Genomic DNA, 19,195 nt, shown 5'->3' with positions numbered 1-19,195 from the left:
GCGCGGTGGGTTCAACTGCGTCCGAACAAACGTTCGATATCAGCCAGTTTCAGCTCCACATAGGTTGGCCGCCCGTGGTTGCACTGTCCGGAATGGGGCGTCGCCTCCATCTCGCGCAGCAGGGCATTCATCTCTTCGGCCCGCATCCGGCGACCCGACCGGACCGAGCCATGGCAAGCGACGCGGCTGAGGATCGCCTCTATCCGCGCCTGTACGGTTTGGCTTTCGCCCTGATCGGCCAGTTCGTCAAGGATATCCAAAATCATCGCCCGGGCGTCGACCTCACCCAATATGGCCGGCGTTTCGCGCACCGCGATGGCACCGCCGCCAAAGGGTTCCAGCGTCAGGCCAAGGCGTGACAGGTCATCGGCCACGGCCATTAGACGGGCGCAGTCGCCATCGGACAGTTCCACAATCTCAGGGATCAGCAGCGCCTGCGCAGCCACCCCATTTTCCGCCATCTGATGTTTGAGCTTTTCATAAACCAACCGCTCGTGCGCTGCGTGCTGGTCGACGATCACCATGCCGTCTGCATTCTGGGCGATGATATAGTTCTCATGCACCTGACCGCGCGCCGCACCCAAGGGCAAATCCTGCGCTGGGGGCTCTTCTGTGGCCACGGGCGCAGGTTCCACAACACTGCCGCTGTAGTCCTGTGACAGCTCCGCAAAACCCGGCGCTTGGGCCTGATACGCCACCTGTCGCGCGGCGGACGAGGGGCGGTCCATCTGATACACCCGCGCCGGGGTGGGTTGCGGGGGCAGCGCGGGTTCCGGCCGCATCGCACCCAGAGTCGCATTCGCCACGGTCGAGGATGCGCGATGTCCCGCCTCGGCCAGCGTGTGCCGCAGGGCCGAAACGATCAGCCCGCGCGCCACGCCGGGATCGCGGAACCGGACCTCGGATTTCGCGGGATGCACGTTCACATCAACCAGCGCCGGGTCACAGTCGATGAACAAAGCCGCTGCCGGGTGGCGGTCGCGGCTAAGGAAATCGAAATACGCCGCCCGCAGCGCGCCGGTCAGCATCTTGTCGCGCACCGGGCGGCCATTGACGAACAGGTACTGCGCCACCGCCGCGCCCCGCGAATAGGTCGGCAGAGCGGCATACCCATAAAGGCGAATCCCTTCACGCGTGGCGTCGATCTGCAAGGCGTTCTCAGCAAATTCGCGCCCTATGACCCAGGCCAGACGAGCGTGCAGGGCATCAAACAGATCACCGTTCTCGCGGTCAGCGCGAAAGGTCACGCGCCCCTCACCCCCGCCCGAGACATCGCGCAGGGTGAAAGTAATCGCCGGTTCGGCCATGGCCAGACGTTTGACGACGTCCGTGATGGCCTGCGCCTCGGCCCTATCGGTGCGCATGAATTTCAGACGTGCGGGCGTGGCAAAGAACAGGTCGCGCAGTTCAACCACCGTCCCCGCACGCAGAGCGGCGGGCTTCACGGCGTCTGTCTTGCCGCCCGCAACGTGGATAGAAGCGGCCTCGGCCCCCGAAACGCGGCTGGTGATTGTCAGCCGTCCTACCGCGCCCAGTGACGGCAGCGCCTCGCCCCGAAACCCGAAAGTATGAATGTTCAGCAGGTCCGATCCGTCGATTTTGGACGTCGCATGACGAGACAGAGCCAGCGGCAGATCCTTGCCGGAAATCCCACACCCGTCATCGGTGACTCGGATTAAAGTCTTTCCTCCATCAGCAATATCAATGGCAATGCGCGTCGATCCCGCGTCGATTGCATTTTCAGCCAGTTCTTTCACGGCAGAGGCTGGCCGCTCGACCACCTCACCCGCCGCGATGCGATTGATCGCAGCATCGTCGAGCTGTCGAATTACGGGTCGAGTTTCGCTGATATTGGGGTTTGCCTGCGCCATACCCCTAGACCTAGCACAGTCACAGACGATTCTGCCACAGGTTTGAGGACCGGATTTTAGGGGGGCGAGGGGGCGTTCGAACAATCGCGCCGTGTCACAGAGAGGCGGCGAACATCGCCGCGATTGTCCGAACGAACCATTGTGAGTGGTGGACGTCCTTTAGCAATGATTGGTTCGTAGCACGATGAAACGCATGTGACTCTTAAACTCTGGTCGGGGTCATTTGGTGGGCGGAGATCAGCCGAAAGACCGCATCCTCACATAGCAAGATCACGCCTAGTCAAGTCGTACCGGGCGCGCTGGTCCGCGTTCGACAAGGGCCCCAAATTGCGGCGCAAGCAAGGATCAAACCCGAAACCGTTGCGATCATTCCCGCCGCGCTGACAGCATCTACAGCGCCCAACCACAACGGCCCGTACCCCGCCAGCACATAACCCGCGACAGCCGAAACAATCGCGAAAACGATACTCCAAGCGATCTGAGTTTCCAATCGGTTGGTCATCATGCGCGCCGCCGCCGGGGGGCATATAAACATCGCGATCACGATGATCGAACCCACGGCATCAAACGCCGCAACGGCCGCAATCGCCGCAACGATCACCAGAGCCATGCCAAGCGCTCCGGTCCTGATTCCGATCGTTCGGGCAAACCCTTCGTCGAAGGTAGAGATCTTGAGCGGTCTCCAGAACAGCCAAGTGAACAAGAAGACACCGGCCAATGTCAGCGCGATACGGGGCAATTCGGGCGGCAGCCCCGCCAGCGCCTGAACATCCCACACAGACGCCCATCCCACCGCGTCCAACCAGATCAAACTTTCAAGGTTCCCGTACAATGCATGTTCGACATCCAGATGAACGGTCGACGTGTCAGTTTGCTCCAGCAACAGCACCCCGGCTGCGAACATTGTGGTAAAAACGACCCCCATTGCGGCACCGGATTCAATCTGACCCAGCCTGCGGATGGCCTCGATCATGATAACCGCCACCACCGCGGCACCTGCGGCACCCAGCATCATGGGCCAGGTCGAAATCTCTCCGGTCAGCAGAAAGGCCACAACGATACCGGGTAGAACAACGTGGCTAATTGCATCGCCGATCAGAGCCTGCTTACGCAGCACCAGAAAATTGCCTGGCAAAGCGCAGGCGATGGCCGCAAAAGTTCCGATCAGCAATGGCGTTAGGGACAGGGGGACGAATTCTTCTCCGCTCATGGGGTCACTCCCTGCGGGTCGCCGATCTGACGGTCAATTTCGGTGATCTGATCTGGGGTCAGGATAGTTTCAATGTCACGCAAACCGTCATACAGGGCAGCCGTGGCCTCGTGCGACTGATCCGCCCGGACGATCTCCCACCGTTTTTCGTCGCGCAGCGCCTTTGCAGCGCGTGCCCTGCCCGCTTCTGTCGCAACCCCATCAGCCCGCACCAGCCCCGCGCTGCGCAACAGGCGAAGCGTTAACGGCTCGTAGATATTTTGCCCCTGCGCCAGCGCCAAAAGCCCTTGTCGAATATGGACCCTGCGTTGGAATCTGAGATGCCGCAAGACAGCCGCCAGTACCCCCCGCACCGGCGCAAGCAATAAGGACACTGCAAACAGGGCAAAGCTGACCAGAACAATGATCGGACCGGTTGGCAGATTGGGAGCCGAGGCCGACAGTGCCGCCCCCAGATATCCCGAAAGCCCTCCGGTCAGACCGGCCAGCAGCACTACACGTTCCGACCGCTCGGTCCAGAAACGCGCGGCAACAGGCGGAATGATCAGCAACGCAACGATCAGGATCAACCCAACGATTTTCAACCCCACAACCGTCACGGCCATGACCAGCCCCATCATTGCAAGGTCAATGCGATGCACAACATGCCCGCGGGCCGCCGCATATTCGGCGTCAAACGCCACCAGAGTCATGGGGCGGCGAATGATCATAACCAAAGCCAGCGTTGCCGCGCCACCAACCGCGATAATCATGGCGTCAGCCCACAACATGCCCGCCGTAGAGCCCAGCAAGAACCCTTCCAGCCCGGCCTGGCGGCCCATACCCATCGTCTGAATCACCGTCAGCAGGACGATACCAACTCCAAAGAACACAGACAGAACTGCGCCGATCGCTGCGTCCTCGGCCAGCCTTGTGTGCCGGGTCAACCAGTTCATGCACAGAAGGCCCACCCAAGCGGAAAGGGCTGACCCAACCAGCAGACCGATCAGATTGCGACCATCGCCCCCAAGCGCGACCAGAACCATGAACGCCAGACACACGCCCGGCAGAGTCGCATGGCTGATCGCGTCACTGACAAGCGCACGTTTTCTCAGGAATAGAAACGTTCCGGTGACCCCAGCCGAAATACCCAGCAAAGTCGCGCCGATGGCGACCAGCGTGGCGTTATAGCCAAGCTGCAGGGTCAGGGCATCCCAAAGCATGTCTACCCCAGCGCGCGCGAAATCTGGTCGATCTGAGCGGTAGCAAGGCGGCCTCCATACGCAGATTGGAGCGTTTCAGCGGTGAATGCCTCGGACACCGGTCCTTCGGCGACTTTGCGCGTGTTGATCAGGAAGACGTGGTCAAAATAATCCGTGATGGTCGCCAGATCATGATGCACGGCGACAACAGTCTTACCGGCTGTTTTCAGCTCCTTCAACACCGCTATGATCGCCTTTTCCGTGGCCGCATCAACGCCCGCGAACGGCTCGTCCAGCAGGTAAAGCTCTGCGTCCTGAGCCAAGGCGCGTGCTAGAAAGACGCGCTGTTGCTGGCCGCCTGACAATTGACCGATCTGGCGGTCGGCAAAGTCGCGCATTCCCACCCGGTGCAGACAGTCCATCGCCCGCGATATGTGACGAAACCGCACCCGACCAAGCAGCCCCAACTGACTGGACAGCCCCATCAGCACCACGTCGATCACACGGGCTGGAAAATCCCAATCGACACTCGCCCGCTGTGGGACATAGGCGATCCGTTCGCGCTGTTTGTCCAGCGGCTTGCCAAACACTGTCACCTGACCGGACAAAGGCGATACAATACCCAAAGCCGCCTTTAGCAGGGTGGACTTGCCCGCGCCGTTGGGCCCGATGATCGCAGTCATCGCGCCCGGCTGAACCGTCATATCCACAGAAAAAACCGCAGGTTTCTGGCCGTATGAGACTGTCAGACCCCGGATCGCCAACGGGCTATCATCAAGACAGTCCTCCGATATCGAAACACCCTGATCAGCGGCCAGTTCCAGCATCACTCAAAACCCCGCAGACAGCTTTCCGTTCATGCCACGGTCAGGCACATCCGCACCCAGCGCCCCGGCAATCACGGTGATATTGTGATCCAGCATCCCAACATAGGTGCCTTCATAAGTTCCCGGCTCGCCCATGGCGTCCGAGTAAAGTTCGCCGCCAACGCCAACCTCATGACCCCGTGCGGCAGCACCTTCAATCAGGGCGCGCATTGACCTGTCAGAGACCGAGCTTTCGACGAATACCGCCCCAAGCTGTTGATCCACCAGCGTATCGACCAGTTCACCAATCCGGTTCAGACCGGCCTCGGACTGGGTCGAGATCCCCTGAATGCCCATCACCTCGTAGCCATATTCAGCCCCGAAATAGCCAAACGCATCATGCGCTGTGACCAACACGCGGTTGTTTTCGGGGACAGAGGCAAGGGCCTCAGCAGCATATGCTTCCAACTGTTCAATCTCAGCCAGATGCACCTGTGCGTTACTTGCAAAGAGGTCAGCGGCCTCGGGGCGCGCCTCGGTCAAGGCTGCTTGCACCTCGACCACCACGTCGCGCCAAAGGGCCGGGCTCATCCAGACATGCGGGTCGAACTTGTCGGCGTAGTCGTCATGCGCCCGCAGTTTAGAGGTATCTACCCCTTCGGCCACCGCCACGACGGGGCGTTTACGGCCCAGATCATGAAAAAAATCCTGCATCTGCGCCTCAAGATACAGCCCGTGCCACAGAATGAGGTCAGCGCGGGTCATGGCAACGATATCGCTGCGGGTCTGACGATAGGCGTGCGGGTCCACGCCCGGACCCATCAGGCCTTTGACGTCGACCTCATCACCGCCAATCTGACGAACGGCGTCTGCAATCATACCCGTGGTTGCCACCACCTTCAGCGGTGCCTCGGCCCATGCCGTAACGGGCAGTGCAGCGGCAAATGCCAGCGCTGCAATAAAGGTACGACGAATCATAGTGTGACCCCGGCTTTCTATCCCCTTGAGTCTGAATATGCGAACCATTCGCAACTAAGTCAACGCTATTGCGAATTATTCGCAAGAAAGGTGATCAATTTTGTCCATTTGGTCAAAAAAATAACACCCAGGCGGCCGCCACGCCTTCCATTTAGGCGCAACCCGTGCGATTTTGGCGCAAACTTCCCAAAGGATGTGAAGATGGATACGCAGAGCTCAGACAGCCCCGTGCGCACCGCGCATCTGCCGCAAGTGACCGAACCCCGGAACCCTGGAATGGATCTGGACCTTGAATGGGTTCGGGGGGTTCAGGCCAACACCTCGGCAATCGAACGCCGCGCCGCGACCCTACCGGGCCGACGGTCGGTGAAAAAAGACTATCAGGCCGCGTGGCTGTTGAAGGCAATCACGATGATCGACCTGACGACGCTGTCCGGTGACGACACTGTGGGGCGAGTGCGCCGCCTGTGCGCGAAAGCCCGTCAACCGGTCGCACCCGCGCTGCTGCGGGCGATGGATATGCCTGCGATCACCACCGGGGCCGTCTGCGTCTATCATGATATGGTCGAAACCGCTGTTGATGCGCTGAAAGGCACTGGCATCCCAGTCGCCGCTGTCTCAACCGGGTTTCCAGCAGGACTGTCACCGTTCCACCTGCGCGTGGCTGAGATCGAAGAAAGCGTCAAAGCAGGGGCGGAAGAGATCGACATTGTCATCTCTCGCCGCCACGTTCTGTCAGGCGACTGGCAAGCTTTGTATGATGAGATGAAGGCATTCCGAACCGCCTGCGGTGATGCCCACGTCAAAGCCATCCTCGCGACCGGCGAGCTGGGCAGCCTGCGCAATGTCGCGCGCGCTTCGGTCGTGTGCATGATGGCGGGGGCGGATTTCATCAAGACGTCGACCGGCAAGGAAAGCGTCAACGCCACGTTGCCCGTCACCCTAGTGATGATCCGCGCGATCCGCGACTACTATGACCGCACCGGGTATCGGGTTGGCTATAAGCCTGCAGGTGGGATTTCCAAGGCAAAAGACGCTCTGGTCTACCTGTCACTGATCAAGGATGAGTTGGGCGACCGCTGGCTGGAGCCGGACCTGTTCCGCTTTGGCGCGTCATCGCTGCTTGGCGATATTGAACGACAGTTGGAACACTATGTCACCGGGGCATACTCTGCCGGCTACCGTCACTCCATGGGCTGAGGAAAGAACAATGACAGTCAAAGAAATCTTCGAGACCATGGACTACGGACCCGCCCCCGAAAGCGCTGCCGAGGCTTTGGCATGGCTGGTCGATCAGGGTGGCAAGTTCGGCCACTATATTGACGGTGCCTTCACCAAGCCGGGCAAAGGCTTCGAAAGCCGCAACCCGGCGACCGGAAAGGTTCTGGCCAAGCTGACCCAAGCCAAGCAGGGCGACGTGGACGCCGCCGTTTCCGCCGCCCGCAAAGCCCAGCCCAATTGGGAGAAACTGGGCGGTGCTGGCCGTGCGCGATACCTCTATGCCATTGCGCGGATGTTGCAGAAACATTCGCGCCTGTTCGCGGTTCTGGAAAGCCTTGATAACGGCAAACCGATCCGGGAATCGCGCGACATCGACATCCCTCTGGTCCAGCGGCATTTCTACTATCACGCAGGCATGGCGCAGTTGATGGAAAGCGAGTTGCCCGATGCGCAGGCGTTGGGTGTGTGCGGTCAAATCATTCCGTGGAACTTCCCCCTGTTGATGCTGGCATGGAAAGTGGCCCCCGCTTTGGCAATGGGAAACACAGTGGTTCTGAAACCTGCTGAATACACCTCGCTTACCGCGCTGCTATTTGCCGATATCTGTTCGCAAGCCGGGCTGCCTAAGGGCGTGGTCAATATCGTCACCGGCGATGGCGTGGTGGGCGAGATGATCGTGGCCTCGGATGTGGACAAGATCGCCTTCACCGGCTCAACGGTTGTGGGGCGGCGCATCCGCGAAGCGACGGCAGGCTCGGGCAAAGAACTGACGTTAGAGCTGGGCGGCAAGTCCGCCTATATCGTCTTCGACGACGCGGATATTGATTCAGCTATCGAAGGGCTGGTTGATGCGATCTGGTTCAATCAGGGTCAGGTCTGCTGTGCAGGTTCGCGCCTGTTGGTGCAGGAGGGAATCGCTGATCGTTTTCATACCAAACTGCGCGCGCGGATGGACAACCTGCGCATTGGCGACCCGCTGGACAAATGTATAGACGTCGGCGCAGTTGTGGACCCGGTTCAGTTGCAGACCATCAAGGATATGGTCGAAAGCAACACCGCAGGTGACCTCTACCAAGCCAATTGCGCGTTGCCCGATAATGGCTGCTACTATCCTCCGACCCTGATTTCGGGGTTGGAAACCTCGGACCCACTGATGCAGGAAGAGATTTTTGGCCCTGTTCTGGTGTCGTCCACCTTCCGCACCCCGTCCGAGGCGGTCGAGCTGGCCAACAACACGCGCTACGGACTGGCAGCGACTGTCTGGACCGAGAATGTGAACCTCGCGCTGGATATTGCGCCGAAACTTGTTGCGGGCGTGGTCTGGGTGAATGCGACCAACCTGTTCGACGCCGCCGCCGGGTTTGGCGGCGTGCGCGAAAGCGGGTTCGGGCGCGAAGGCGGCTGGGAAGGACTGACCGCCTATACCAAGCCCAAGTGCAAGTCCAATGCGCTGACAAAGCTTGACGCCACCACCGGCGAGGGTGCGCCAGTTGATCCAATCGACCGCACCGCAAAAATGTATGTCGGCGGCAAGCAGGCGCGACCCGATGGCGGCTATTCCAAACACGTTTGGGGTAAATCGGGCCTGTTGGGGCATGTGGGTCTGGCGAACCGCAAGGACGTACGTAACGCGGTCGAGGCTGCGGCAGGCGCAAAAGGTTGGTCCAAGACTACCGGCCATCTGCGGGCGCAGATTCTGTATTACATTGGCGAAAACCTCTCGGCCCGCGCAGGTGAATTCGCCGCGCGGATCGACGCCATGACCGGCGGCAAAACCGGCGCGGCCGAGGTTGAGGCCTCGATCCAACGCCTGTTCACCGCCGCCGCATGGGCCGACAAGTATGACGGTCAGGTGCATGGCGTCCCGATCCGGGGTGTCGCGATTGCGATGAAAGAACCCGTGGGCGTGATCGGCGCGCTTTGTGCGGATGAGGCACCTCTGCTGGGTCTGGTGTCAGCCATGGCCCCGGCAATCGCGATGGGCAACCGAGTGGTGCTGGCCGCGTCCGAGCCCTTTCCGCTGGCCGCAACGGATTTCTACCAGATCCTTGAAACTTCGGACGTGCCCGCGGGCGTGGTCAACATCCTGACCGGAAGCCATGCGGAACTGGCAAAACCGCTGGCCTCGCACCTGAATGTGGATGCAGTCTGGTCGTTCTCGTCCACCGACCTGTCAAAAGAAATCGAGGTCGTCTCAGCTGGGAACCTCAAGCGGACATGGGTCAACAACGCCAAGGCAACGGACTGGAACGTGGATCACACGCGCCAATTTCTGCAGGCGGCGACCGAGGTCAAGAACATCTGGGTCCCCTACGGCGAATAGGACGGCGCGGACCGGCCTGCCTGCTTTAAACGGGCGAAAGGTCGCTCATGCGTGAACATGTTGTGACGCGGGTCACATACAAGTTCACAGCCCCACCCCAGTTTAAGGCCCATTCAATCCCAGAATGGGCCTTTTTCATGCTGAATTTTCCAATAGATTTCCCAACGTCCCTTCAACTGGTCACAATGGTGGGCGTGTTCGGGGCGGGGCTTTATATCCTGAACTACTTTCTGCTGCAGATCGGCATCGTCCGGGGCAATGGGGCCCTTTACCCCTTACTGGTCATCATCGCAGCGGGCTGCGTTTTGATCAGCATGGCCGAAGAATTCAATCTGGCCGGGGCGATCATCCAGATGTCTTACATCGCAATCTCTGTGATCGGGTTGTTGCGCGGATACCTCTCGCGCCATCTGGTGCGCTTCTCCGAGGCCGAACGACAATTCATCTCGCAACACCTGCACTCGCTCAAACCCCATCAGGCACGCAGATTGCTGAACACGGCTGTGATACAGACTTTCGATACCGGGGATATCCTGATCGAAGAAGGTGAGACGACCGACTTTCTGGGTTTCGTCCTAAAAGGGCGCACAACGGTTCTGAAAGACGGGCAGGTGATCAATCAATGCGGTGCAGATGAGATTTTAGGGGAACTGACCTTCAGCCTTGGCCTGCCCGCGACGGCCACGGTGATCGCCACGGAACCCACAACCTGCTTGGTGTTCGACGACCGTCGCCTGTCCCGGCTGCTGCGGCGAAACCGGCATATCGACGACGCATTGAAAGCCGCGCATTTCAGACATGCGCGACAAAAGCTGTTGAACAGCAACAAACACACATTACAGGCCCAGAAACGGCCCACAGCGGCCTGAACTTTAGCCGTCCAGACCTTCGGGTTTGCCGACGACCGTGAAATGTAGACCCTCGGGGTCCAGCAGTTCTGACGCGACGCGGTTCACGTCTTCCAGTGTCACCGCGTTCACCTTGTCGTTGCGGGTCGAGATATAGTCGATCGGCAGGTCATCCATCTGCATCCCGACCATGATGCTGGCAATCTGACCGTTCCCGTCAAACCGCAGCGGATACGCGCCCGTCAGATAGGTTTTGGCATCATCCAATTCTTTCTGTGTGACGCCCTCTGATGCTGCGCGCGCCCATTCGTTTCGGATAACGTCAACCGCCTCGGCGATGCGGTCGTTTGAGGACGACACCGACCCCAGATAGACCGAGGCCAGATCCTTGGGGACAAGATAAGTTGCCACGCCATAGGTCAGTCCACGCTTTTCACGCACTTCCTGCATCAGGCGACTTTCAAATCCGCCGCCGCCAAGAATGTGGTTCAGAACAAACGCCGCAAAGAAATCGGGGTCATCACGATCAATGCCCGCATGTCCGAACAGAGCGACCGACTGAGGGGTGTCGAATTCGACAATACTGATCCCGCCGGGAATGGTCACTTCGGCACGGTCTGGAATGGGTTTCCCCGTTTCGGGTAGATCGGCAAGCAGTTTGTCCAGCAACGTACCCAACTCGTCGGCAGTAATGTCGCCAACCGCGCCTACGTATAGCCGATCTTTCGCGAACACGTTCTCAAAGGCCGAAACGACGTCGTCCCGGGTCAAGGCCGTCACGCTGTCAATGGTGCCTTTCCCCTCGGACCCATAAGGGTGGTCCCCGTAGGCCATGCGCGCAAAATTGCGCCCGGCGATATCATTTGGGTCTGTCTGGTCCGAGCGCAGGCCCGACAGAACCTGCCCCCTGACACGGTCAACGGCATCCTGATCGAACCGGGGTTCGTGGAGCGTGGTGTGCAGCAGATCAATCACGTCATCCCGGTTTTCGGTCAGAAACTGCGCCGAGACCGAAACCGTATCATCGCTCGCATTATAGCTGAACGAAGCTGCCAGCGATTCCAATTCGCGCGCATAGGTGCGGGCGTCCATATCCCCGGCCCCTTCTTCTATCAGGCCGCTCATCAGATATGTGGCCCCGCGCTTGTCGGGATCATCCAAAGACGTACCACCGCGAAAGCGCAGCTCCAGCGCCGTGAAGGGGATCGAGTGATCTTCGACAAGCCATGCCGTAATCCCACCGGGCGAGGTGACCTCCTGAATGTCGATCTCGGCCCATGCGGGCAACGCGATGACAAATGCGATCAGGGTTGTGAAAATCCGTTTCATTGCGTCACCTCGTCGTCACGCATCAGCCACCCGGTCACAGAGGATTCCGGCTGCAAGACCTCACGGGCAGCTGCGATAATCTCGTCGCCGGTCACAGCCTGAAGGATATCGGGCCACGCCTGAACATCCTCGACCGTCAGCCCGCTGGTCAGGGCACGGCCATACCGGTTCCCGATGCCGTCCACATTGTCACGCGCATAAGTTTGCGAGGCGCGGAGTTGCATCTTGATCCGGTCCAGATCCTCTTGGTTCACACCTTCGGCAATAAAGTCGGCTACGGCCTGATCCATTGCATCTTCGGCCTCCTGCAGAGAAACTCCCTGCGCCGGTACGACCAAAAGATCAAAGGTTGTGTCGTCCAGGGACACCCCACGGTAGAATGCGACCGTATAAATGGCCTTTTGCTCCTCGAACTGCAGCTTTTCGTTCAGGTAAGACGTGTTTCCGCCGCCCAGCAATTCAGCCAGCAAGAACAGCGCCGCCGCTTTTTCCTGCGCGCCGGGGTCACGCTCGGGCGCAAGATAACTGCGCTGAACATAGGGCTGAGACACGCGCGAATCCTTGTAGGTCAAGCGACGTTCAGCGGTTTGCGGCGGTTCCTGAGACCGCACCCGTTCGGGTAGGTCGGGGTTGGCCGGGATGACGCCGTAATACTGATCCGCCAGTTCCTTGACCGCGTCGGGCTGCACATCGCCGGTGACCACAAGAATCGCGTTATTTGGCGCATAGTGGGTCCGGTAAAAAGACAGCGCATCTTCCATGTCTAGCGTTTCCATCTCGTGCCGCCAGCCGATGATCGGAACGCCATAGCGATGGTTCAGGTATTGCGCGGCGTTCATCTGCTCGCCAAACAGTGCGCGCGGGTTGTTTTCGGTGCGCTGGTTGCGTTCCTCGAGGATTACATCACGCTCGGTGCGGATGTCCTCGTCGGACAGGCGGATGTTGCGCATACGGTCCGCTTCCATCTGCATCATCAATTCCAGCCTATCGGCTGCAACGCGCTGATAATAGGCGGTATAATCATAGGACGTGAACGCATTGTCATTGCCGCCGTTAGCCGCAACGGTCGCCGAAAACTCACCCGGCGCAAGCGTATCGGTCCCTTTGAACAGCAAATGCTCCAGGAAATGAGCCACGCCGGACGAGCCAATCGGCTCATCCGCTGACCCAGCGCGGTACCAGACCATATGCTGCACCACCGGGGCGCGGTGATCCTCGATCACGACGACATCCATGCCGTTGTCCAGCGTAAAGGTAGTGACCGCTTCAAGGCCATCCTCGGCAAAAACCGGTGTGGCGGCGATCAGGGCGGCCGACAATGCCAGGGCCCGAACCATGGGGCATCCTCCGTTTCGTTCTGTGATCTTCAAACTACGGTGGTGTGGCGCGGGTTCAAGGCCGATGACGAAAAGTTAAGGATTATTCATCGACCGGCGGTGCCGAGGGCGTCTCTATCCCCGCACGGCGCGCGGCTTCGTTCTGAATGTCAGCATCAAGGGCTTGGCGGCGATAGATTTGCGAGTAACGGTCGACCTTGAACAGGCGCAATCTGGTAAAGCGGCCCTGCTTTTTGCGGAACGCGGCATCTTCGCTGTCGACGACCTGACGCGTATTCGCTGGCACACCATAGCGGCTGGACGCTGTCACAAGCGCCCCATCCGACGACGGAATCGGCGTATTTGGGTTCAGCGCCGCAGCATTGCCGCCCAGCGCCACGACCGCGTCCGCATTGGGCGTCGGGTCTGTCAGATTGCCTCCGCCGGGTGTCGGTGCAGGCAGAAACTGATAATCCTTCGGCTGTGTCAGCGGTTTGACTGGCAGGACCGAGAATTCATCCGGACCCGGGCCGGGCGCTTCAAGATGGCGCAAGCCAATGTCAGAGCATCCCGCCGTAGCAACGGCCAATGTCACTGCAATAATGGAACGCGGCAACCGCATCAAAGTCTCCAGCCTGTTTGAGGGGCTTTTATCGCATTTCCCCGGGCGCGTCACGAGGCCTTTTTTCCATCAAACAACACAAGTCCGATGGCACCGGCAAAGATGAACACGTCGGCAAGGTTGAAAACAAACGGGTTGTTGATGCCGCAGCAGGACATGTTCAGAAAATCCAGCACATAGCCATAAAGCACCCGGTCCAAAACATTCGCCAGCGCCCCGCCGATCAGTAGCCCGCCGCAAAACTGCATCAGATTCGACGGTGTGGACCGCAGCAACCAGATCAGCGCACCCAGCGAGATTGCCAGAGAAATCCCAATCAGCACCCAGCGCGCCGCATCCGTATCGCCCTGAAACAGGCCGAAATTGATGCCGCGATTCTCGCCGTACTTGAACACTAACAGGGGCGGCAGAACGTCAATACTGCCCTCGGACACGCGCATGACGTGAACGACCAGATACTTACTGATCTGGTCGATCAGAAATGCCGCAAGCGCGGCCCAGAGCAGAGGACGATACCGCATCAGTGACGGAAGTGGCGCATGCCGGTAAAGACCATGGCAAGGCCCGCCTCATCCGCGGCCGCGATCACTTCATCATCGCGCATCGAGCCACCGGGCTGGATCACACAGGTCGCGCCAGCCTCTGCCGCCTCCATCAGACCGTCAGGGAAGGGAAAGAACGCGTCCGAGGCCACGGCCGAGCCGATGGTCAGCGGTTGCGGCAGCCCCAGCACGTCGGCCATGCGTTCGGCTTTCTTGGCGGCGATCAGCGCCGAATCTACGCGGCTCATTTGCCCTGCACCCACGCCCACTGTCGCGCCATCCTTGACGTAGGCGATGGCATTGGATTTGACGTGTTTTGCCACTTTCCAAGCAAACAGAAGATCGCGCATCTGTTCATCAGACGGGGCCTTTTTGGTCACGACCTTCAAATCATCCATGCCGACAAAGCCGTTATCCTTGTCCTGCACCAGCAGACCACCAGCCACTTGCCGCACGGTCTTGCCGCCTGCGGTCACGTCAGGCAGCGCCTCGGTCGTCAGCAGGCGCAGGTTCTTCTTGGCAGCAAAGATCGCTTTGGCTTCATCCGAGGCACCGGGGGCAATTACGACCTCAGTAAAGATGCCCGTGATTTCCTGCGCGGTTTCCGCGTCCAGAGGCTGATTCAATGCCACAATTCCGCCAAAGGCGGACGTGCGGTCGCAGTCGAACGCAGCCTTATAGGCGTCGATCAGCGTGGCACCCGTCGCCACACCGCAGGGATTGGCGTGTTTGATAATGGCACATGCAGCACCTTGCGCCGGGTCAAACTCGGCCACCAGTTCAAACGCCGCATCAGTGTCGTTGATGTTGTTATAGCTCAGTTCTTTACCCTGATGCTGCAGGGCCGTCGCCACACCGGGACGGTTGGTGCCATCGGTATAGAACGCCGCTTGCTGATGGCTGTTCTCACCATAGCGCAGGGTCTGTTTCAGCTCACCCGCAAAAGCACGACGGCGCGGAGCCTTGGCAGCCAGCGCATCGGCCATCCAGTTCGACACGGCAGTATCATAGGCCGCCGTGCGCGCATAGGCCGTCTGCGCCAATGTCTGACGGAACGCATAGGATGTCTGGCCGTCATTGGCCGCCAGCTCTGCCAGCAGCGCGTCATAATCTTCGACATCAACCACAACGTTGACAAAAGCGTGGTTCTTCGAAGCAGCACGGATCATCGCGGGGCCACCAATGTCGATATTCTCAACACATTCGTCATAGCCCGCACCTTTGGCGACGGTCGCCTCGAACGGATAGAGGTTCACGACCAACAGGTCGATCGCGCCAATGCCGTGTTCGTCCATCGCCGCAACGTGGGTGTCATTGTCGCGCAGCGCCAGCAGACCGCCATGCACCATCGGATGCAGGGTTTTCACGCGGCCATCCATCATTTCGGGGAAACCCGTCACGTCGCTGACATCCTTGACCTCAAGCCCGGCCTCCCGCAGCGCCTTGGCCGTGCCGCCGGTCGACAACAGTTCGACCCCGCGCTCGGCCAGTGCCTTACCCAAGTCTATCAATCCAGTCTTGTCGGAAACGGAAAGCAACGCGCGGCGCACGGGGTGAAGATCGGTCATGGGTCCAAAGGTCCTTTTGGCGTCAGTCGAAATCGGGCTCGTCCCGGTGCATGTCGCGCACGGCATAGGCTGTATCCTGAGCCTTGCTCAACGTCCACCGGATGCGCGTCGCATACTCCATTGCGCGGCCAGATAGAACGATCTGTTTTGTCGCGCGTGGCTTCAAGCGCCCCTTCTCAAGGTAAACGCTTGGTTCAACTGACAATTTTGCCACGCCATCGTGGCGGAACACCCAGATCTCACCACTTTTCAGCGCCATGGACACCGCCGCGCCACCCAGATCAATCGCAGCATCCACATCCGGGTGCAGGTGAAACCTTACGTCAAACTCGATACCTTTGAGGTTCGACGCATCCAACGCCTTGTCGAACTGCCGCTTGGCCTTGTCGGTCGCCGTCAGCAAAATATCTTCACCAGTCAGCTCGCGACCGTCAAAGCGCAGCTCGAAGGTTCTGGCATGGGTCAGACCGAACACCTTGGCGTATCCGTCGTGGCCGATCATGAAACGCGCACCCTCGATGACGTCCTCGAACTCTGTCGGCACGTCCTTGGGAGTATCGACCAGCGCCTCTTTCTCGGTGCCAGGAACCGGCCCGGTCAGGCGCGCGCTGGAATAACCATCCAGACACAGGGTTGAATGCGATGGCGTCGCCCGCCCGGCCCGGCGCCACTCCAGCCCGAAACTCTCGCCCGAGCCGCAATTCACGATCAACGGCCGCCGACCAGACGTAAGCTCGAACGCCAATGTCGAGGCGTGCGCATTGTAAGACGCCGTGCCTTTGGGCGGGGCGCTTGCATCCACGATAACGCTGGTGCGCGCTGCGTATAGCCGGGCATATCCCATCGCCAGCCCACTTGCGTGCTGGGGTCGGACCCCGCTTTGCGCCAAGGCCTGATCCAGCCGCCCTTCAAGGCCGCGACCGCCCCCATGAAACCGGGCCAGCGCACCGTCCGAATGGCGCAGGTTGCGCAGGGTCGGCGCAATACGCTTGATTGCATCTGCCTGCGCCCCGGGTGTGCCACGCCCCAGATCGCTGAGCGCCGCCGACGTCCAGGTCAGCAGGGTAAACACCTCAAGCAACTCTTCGGGATTGCGCGTTGGGATGCCGCCATGCGTGTCAATCTGTTTTTCGCACTCTCTCGCCAAAGCCCGCAGCGCCGGGTCCGCCATCTGCTCGAGCCCTTGCAACGCCAATCCTGCCTGCACCAACCCGGCCAAAGCCTCGAACCTTGGCAAACCGGGTGTTGCGGCCTGCCATCGTTTGGACAGGAACCAGGATTGCTGCGCCAAAGCCCGAAAAAACACCTTGGACCGTTCGTCATCCATGCCGCGTAACAGAAACGCCGAATGGTTGATCCACCGTATCACCCGGCGTCCGGTCAGATCCGGTGCCCAGCCCGGACCCTGCCCACGACCATGTGCGTCGATCCAACCCCACACCCAGCGCTGCGCCTTTTCACGGGCGCGCATATCTCCAACGGCGGCTAGATCATCCAGCCACGCAAACCCGTGGCGTTCATTGTCAAAACCAGTGCTAGGCGCAGTCACGTCCCACAGGCCGGTATCCTGCGCTTCGACCAGAAACCCCGCGAACAACAGGTTGCCAGCAACCAACTGACGACCCCGCGCGAACGAGCCCACGGTGCGCGGCTCGGGATCAGCCGCGAACCCTGCAACCGCCTTGCGACGCTGACTGAGCCGCGCATAAAGACGGTTCTGAAACCGCGTCCACCGATTGGCCATGGTATCTGAGTTCGACATGCCGCTCGTTACTCTGCCTCTTGCGCTCTGCTGGCGCCTGAGACCCAACGATAGACCGCGACGCCCGTCAAGTCACCGAAAAGCGTCGCCTTATTCCGTTTTGTTCAGACAGGCGATGTAGAACCCGTCCATTCCACCGCGATCCGCCCAGTAATCGGGCCGCAGACGCAGGCCGCCCTCTTCCGTGATCCAGCCTTTTTCGACCCCGGCCACCATGACGGCCCCGCGATCGACCTGCATGTCGGGATACTGGGGCAACGCCTCTTCGATCTGAACCTCACCTTCATCGGGCAGCAGCGAACAAGTGCAATAAACCAGCCGTCCGCCGGGTTTAAGCAGACCCCACGCATGAGCCAGCATCTGCGCCTGCAATTCGATCAACCCACCAAATTCCGATCCGTCCTTGGCAAAGGGCAAATCAGGGTGCCGACGAATGGTTCCCGTGGCGGAACATGGCGCGTCCAGTAGAATCGCGTCGTACTGGCCCTGATGCTCCAACGCATCCCCGGCGATGACTGTGGCCTTCAACCCGGTCCGCACAAGGTTTTCGCGCACACGCTCAAGCCGCGACTCCGAGATGTCCAGCGCTGTGACTTCGGCCCCTTCTGCCGCCAACTGCAAGGTCTTCCCGCCCGGTGCAGCGCACAGATCCAGTATTTTCTCACCCGACTTGGGTGCCAGTATTCGAACCGGCAGCGCCGCTGCCGCATCCTGCACCCACCAGTCTCCGCGATCATATCCTGGCAGCGCCGAGACCTGACCCGCATCACGCACCCGAAGCGACCCGGTCGGCAATGCCTCACCCGGACCGTCGGTGTCGGGTTTGGTGGATATATCCAGCGGAGCGCCGTCGAAATGCGCGCTTTCCATACCCGTTACCGCCTCGGCGCCCCAAGCCATGACAAGCGGATCGCGCAACCATTCGGGCAGGCGCGGCACACGCATCTTTGGCCATGCGTCCGGCCCTTCGGCGACCACTTTGCGCAGTACAGCATTCACCAACCCTTTGAGGCGGCCATGCTTGCGCGAGCGGCCCACAATTTCGACCATGGAATTGACGACACCATGCGCCGCCTCACCGTGGCACAGCTCAACCGCGCCAAGACGCAGGGCGTTATGGACCGTCAGCGCGGGCGTCCGGTTCAGGTGATTGTCCAGCAGACGGTCGGCGCGCTCCAATCCGCGCAGGGTTTCCAGCGTCAGGCGCTGCGCCCGCGCGCGGTCCTCGGGGCTCAATCTGTCCAATGCGCCGGCGGCCAGACATTCGGACAACAGTCGCCCTTCTCCCAGAATCTGATCCAGCAGATAGATCGCGCTGCGCCGTGCTGCCGTTGCGGTGTCGGACATGAAATCGCCTTTCGATACGCCGCGCCTGCATTGCCAAGCGGGGACGGGGGCGTATATCAAGCCCAAGCACGGAAAGGAACCCGATGTCATGAGCGATGATTCCAAAGACCTGCCACCAGCCGCCCAGCGCGCTTTGGCCGAGGCCGAAGAGCGCCGCCGCAAGGCCGAGGAGAAGGCAAAAGAGAGTCCAAAGGAACTGGGTGGACGCGACGGCCCCGACCCGGCGCGTTATGGCGATTGGGAAAAGAAAGGCATCGCAATCGACTTCTGA

At 60.1% G+C, this 19,195-nt stretch carries 16 protein-coding genes; 4 read left to right on the top strand and 12 right to left on the bottom strand.

Annotation, left to right across the window (positions count from 1 at the left end; genetic code table 11):
* Window positions 1-11 precede the first annotated feature (11 nt).
* From mutL to ACT2B1_RS02880, 5 genes are all read right to left on the bottom strand, one after another.
* Window positions 12-1,871 (bottom strand): DNA mismatch repair endonuclease MutL, encoded by a 1,860-nt coding sequence (gene mutL / locus ACT2B1_RS02900; RefSeq protein WP_171240376.1) that lies wholly within the window; start codon window positions 1,869-1,871, stop codon window positions 12-14.
* Window positions 1,872-2,151: 280 nt separating this feature from the next.
* A complete protein-coding gene (locus ACT2B1_RS02895) occupies window positions 2,152-3,081 on the bottom strand; it encodes a metal ABC transporter permease (RefSeq protein ID WP_171240375.1) in 930 nt (309 codons plus the stop codon).
* On the bottom strand, window positions 3,078-4,283 hold the full coding sequence (locus ACT2B1_RS02890; protein WP_481668528.1) for a metal ABC transporter permease: 1,206 nt from the start codon (window positions 4,281-4,283) through the stop codon (window positions 3,078-3,080). Before ACT2B1_RS02890 ends, ACT2B1_RS02895 begins: the two co-directional genes overlap by 4 nt.
* A 2-nt stretch (window positions 4,284-4,285) precedes the next feature.
* Entirely contained in the window at window positions 4,286-5,089 is an 804-nt protein-coding gene (locus ACT2B1_RS02885; RefSeq protein WP_171123226.1) for a metal ABC transporter ATP-binding protein, read from the bottom strand.
* A 3-nt stretch (window positions 5,090-5,092) separates the two neighbouring features.
* Window positions 5,093-6,046, bottom strand: coding sequence for a metal ABC transporter solute-binding protein, Zn/Mn family (locus tag ACT2B1_RS02880; protein ID WP_171122879.1), 954 nt, complete (start codon window positions 6,044-6,046; stop codon window positions 5,093-5,095).
* Window positions 6,047-6,247: 201 nt separating this feature from the next.
* Here ACT2B1_RS02880 and deoC point away from each other — a divergent pair, with 201 nt between their 5' ends.
* The 3 genes from deoC to ACT2B1_RS02865 all read left to right on the top strand — a co-directional run bounded on the left by deoC (window position 6,248) and on the right by ACT2B1_RS02865 (window position 10,459).
* A complete protein-coding gene (gene deoC / locus ACT2B1_RS02875) occupies window positions 6,248-7,246 on the top strand; it encodes a deoxyribose-phosphate aldolase (RefSeq protein WP_171240372.1) in 999 nt (332 codons plus the stop codon).
* A gap of 10 nt (window positions 7,247-7,256) precedes the next feature.
* Window positions 7,257-9,590 (top strand): aldehyde dehydrogenase family protein, encoded by a 2,334-nt coding sequence (locus ACT2B1_RS02870; RefSeq protein ID WP_481668527.1) that lies wholly within the window; start codon window positions 7,257-7,259, stop codon window positions 9,588-9,590.
* A 137-nt stretch (window positions 9,591-9,727) separates the two neighbouring features.
* The gene (locus ACT2B1_RS02865; protein WP_171124231.1) at window positions 9,728-10,459 is read left to right on the top strand and encodes a cyclic nucleotide-binding domain-containing protein; all 732 of its coding nucleotides are present in this window, start codon (window positions 9,728-9,730) and stop codon (window positions 10,457-10,459) included.
* A gap of 3 nt (window positions 10,460-10,462) precedes the next feature.
* Here the strand turns inward: ACT2B1_RS02865 and ACT2B1_RS02860 are convergent, their stop codons facing one another.
* From ACT2B1_RS02860 to ACT2B1_RS02830, 7 genes are all read right to left on the bottom strand, one after another.
* Window positions 10,463-11,767, bottom strand: coding sequence for a M16 family metallopeptidase (locus tag ACT2B1_RS02860; protein WP_171240369.1), 1,305 nt, complete (start codon window positions 11,765-11,767; stop codon window positions 10,463-10,465).
* Window positions 11,764-13,104 (bottom strand): M16 family metallopeptidase, encoded by a 1,341-nt coding sequence (locus tag ACT2B1_RS02855; protein WP_171240368.1) that lies wholly within the window; start codon window positions 13,102-13,104, stop codon window positions 11,764-11,766. The genes ACT2B1_RS02860 and ACT2B1_RS02855 overlap by 4 nt, the downstream gene beginning before the upstream one ends.
* Before the next feature lie 82 nt (window positions 13,105-13,186).
* Window positions 13,187-13,705 carry a DUF3035 domain-containing protein gene (locus tag ACT2B1_RS02850; RefSeq protein ID WP_171122891.1) on the bottom strand — a complete coding sequence of 173 codons (519 nt, stop codon included), beginning with the start codon at window positions 13,703-13,705 and terminating at the stop codon, window positions 13,187-13,189.
* Between the two features lie 50 nt (window positions 13,706-13,755).
* Window positions 13,756-14,226 carry a signal peptidase II gene (lspA, locus tag ACT2B1_RS02845; protein WP_481668526.1) on the bottom strand — a complete coding sequence of 157 codons (471 nt, stop codon included), beginning with the start codon at window positions 14,224-14,226 and terminating at the stop codon, window positions 13,756-13,758.
* Complete coding sequence (gene purH, locus ACT2B1_RS02840; RefSeq protein WP_171240365.1) at window positions 14,226-15,815, bottom strand: bifunctional phosphoribosylaminoimidazolecarboxamide formyltransferase/IMP cyclohydrolase; 1,590 nt, start codon at window positions 15,813-15,815, stop codon at window positions 14,226-14,228. The genes lspA and purH overlap by 1 nt, the downstream gene beginning before the upstream one ends.
* Before the next feature lie 22 nt (window positions 15,816-15,837).
* Window positions 15,838-17,577, bottom strand: coding sequence for a heparinase II/III family protein (locus ACT2B1_RS02835; RefSeq protein ID WP_481668525.1), 1,740 nt, complete (start codon window positions 17,575-17,577; stop codon window positions 15,838-15,840).
* Window positions 17,578-17,667: 90 nt separating this feature from the next.
* Complete coding sequence (locus tag ACT2B1_RS02830) at window positions 17,668-18,924, bottom strand: RsmB/NOP family class I SAM-dependent RNA methyltransferase (RefSeq protein WP_171240364.1); 1,257 nt, start codon at window positions 18,922-18,924, stop codon at window positions 17,668-17,670.
* 88 nt (window positions 18,925-19,012) lie between these two features.
* On the opposite strand from ACT2B1_RS02830, the gene ACT2B1_RS02825 reads away from it, so the two are divergent.
* The gene (locus tag ACT2B1_RS02825) at window positions 19,013-19,195 is read left to right on the top strand and encodes a DUF1674 domain-containing protein (protein ID WP_171123228.1); all 183 of its coding nucleotides are present in this window, start codon (window positions 19,013-19,015) and stop codon (window positions 19,193-19,195) included.

The organism is Ruegeria sp. S263 (assembly GCF_056780525.1).
The sequence above is the reverse complement of the archived record's forward strand: the minus strand, read 5'-3'. Positions and strand labels throughout refer to the sequence as shown.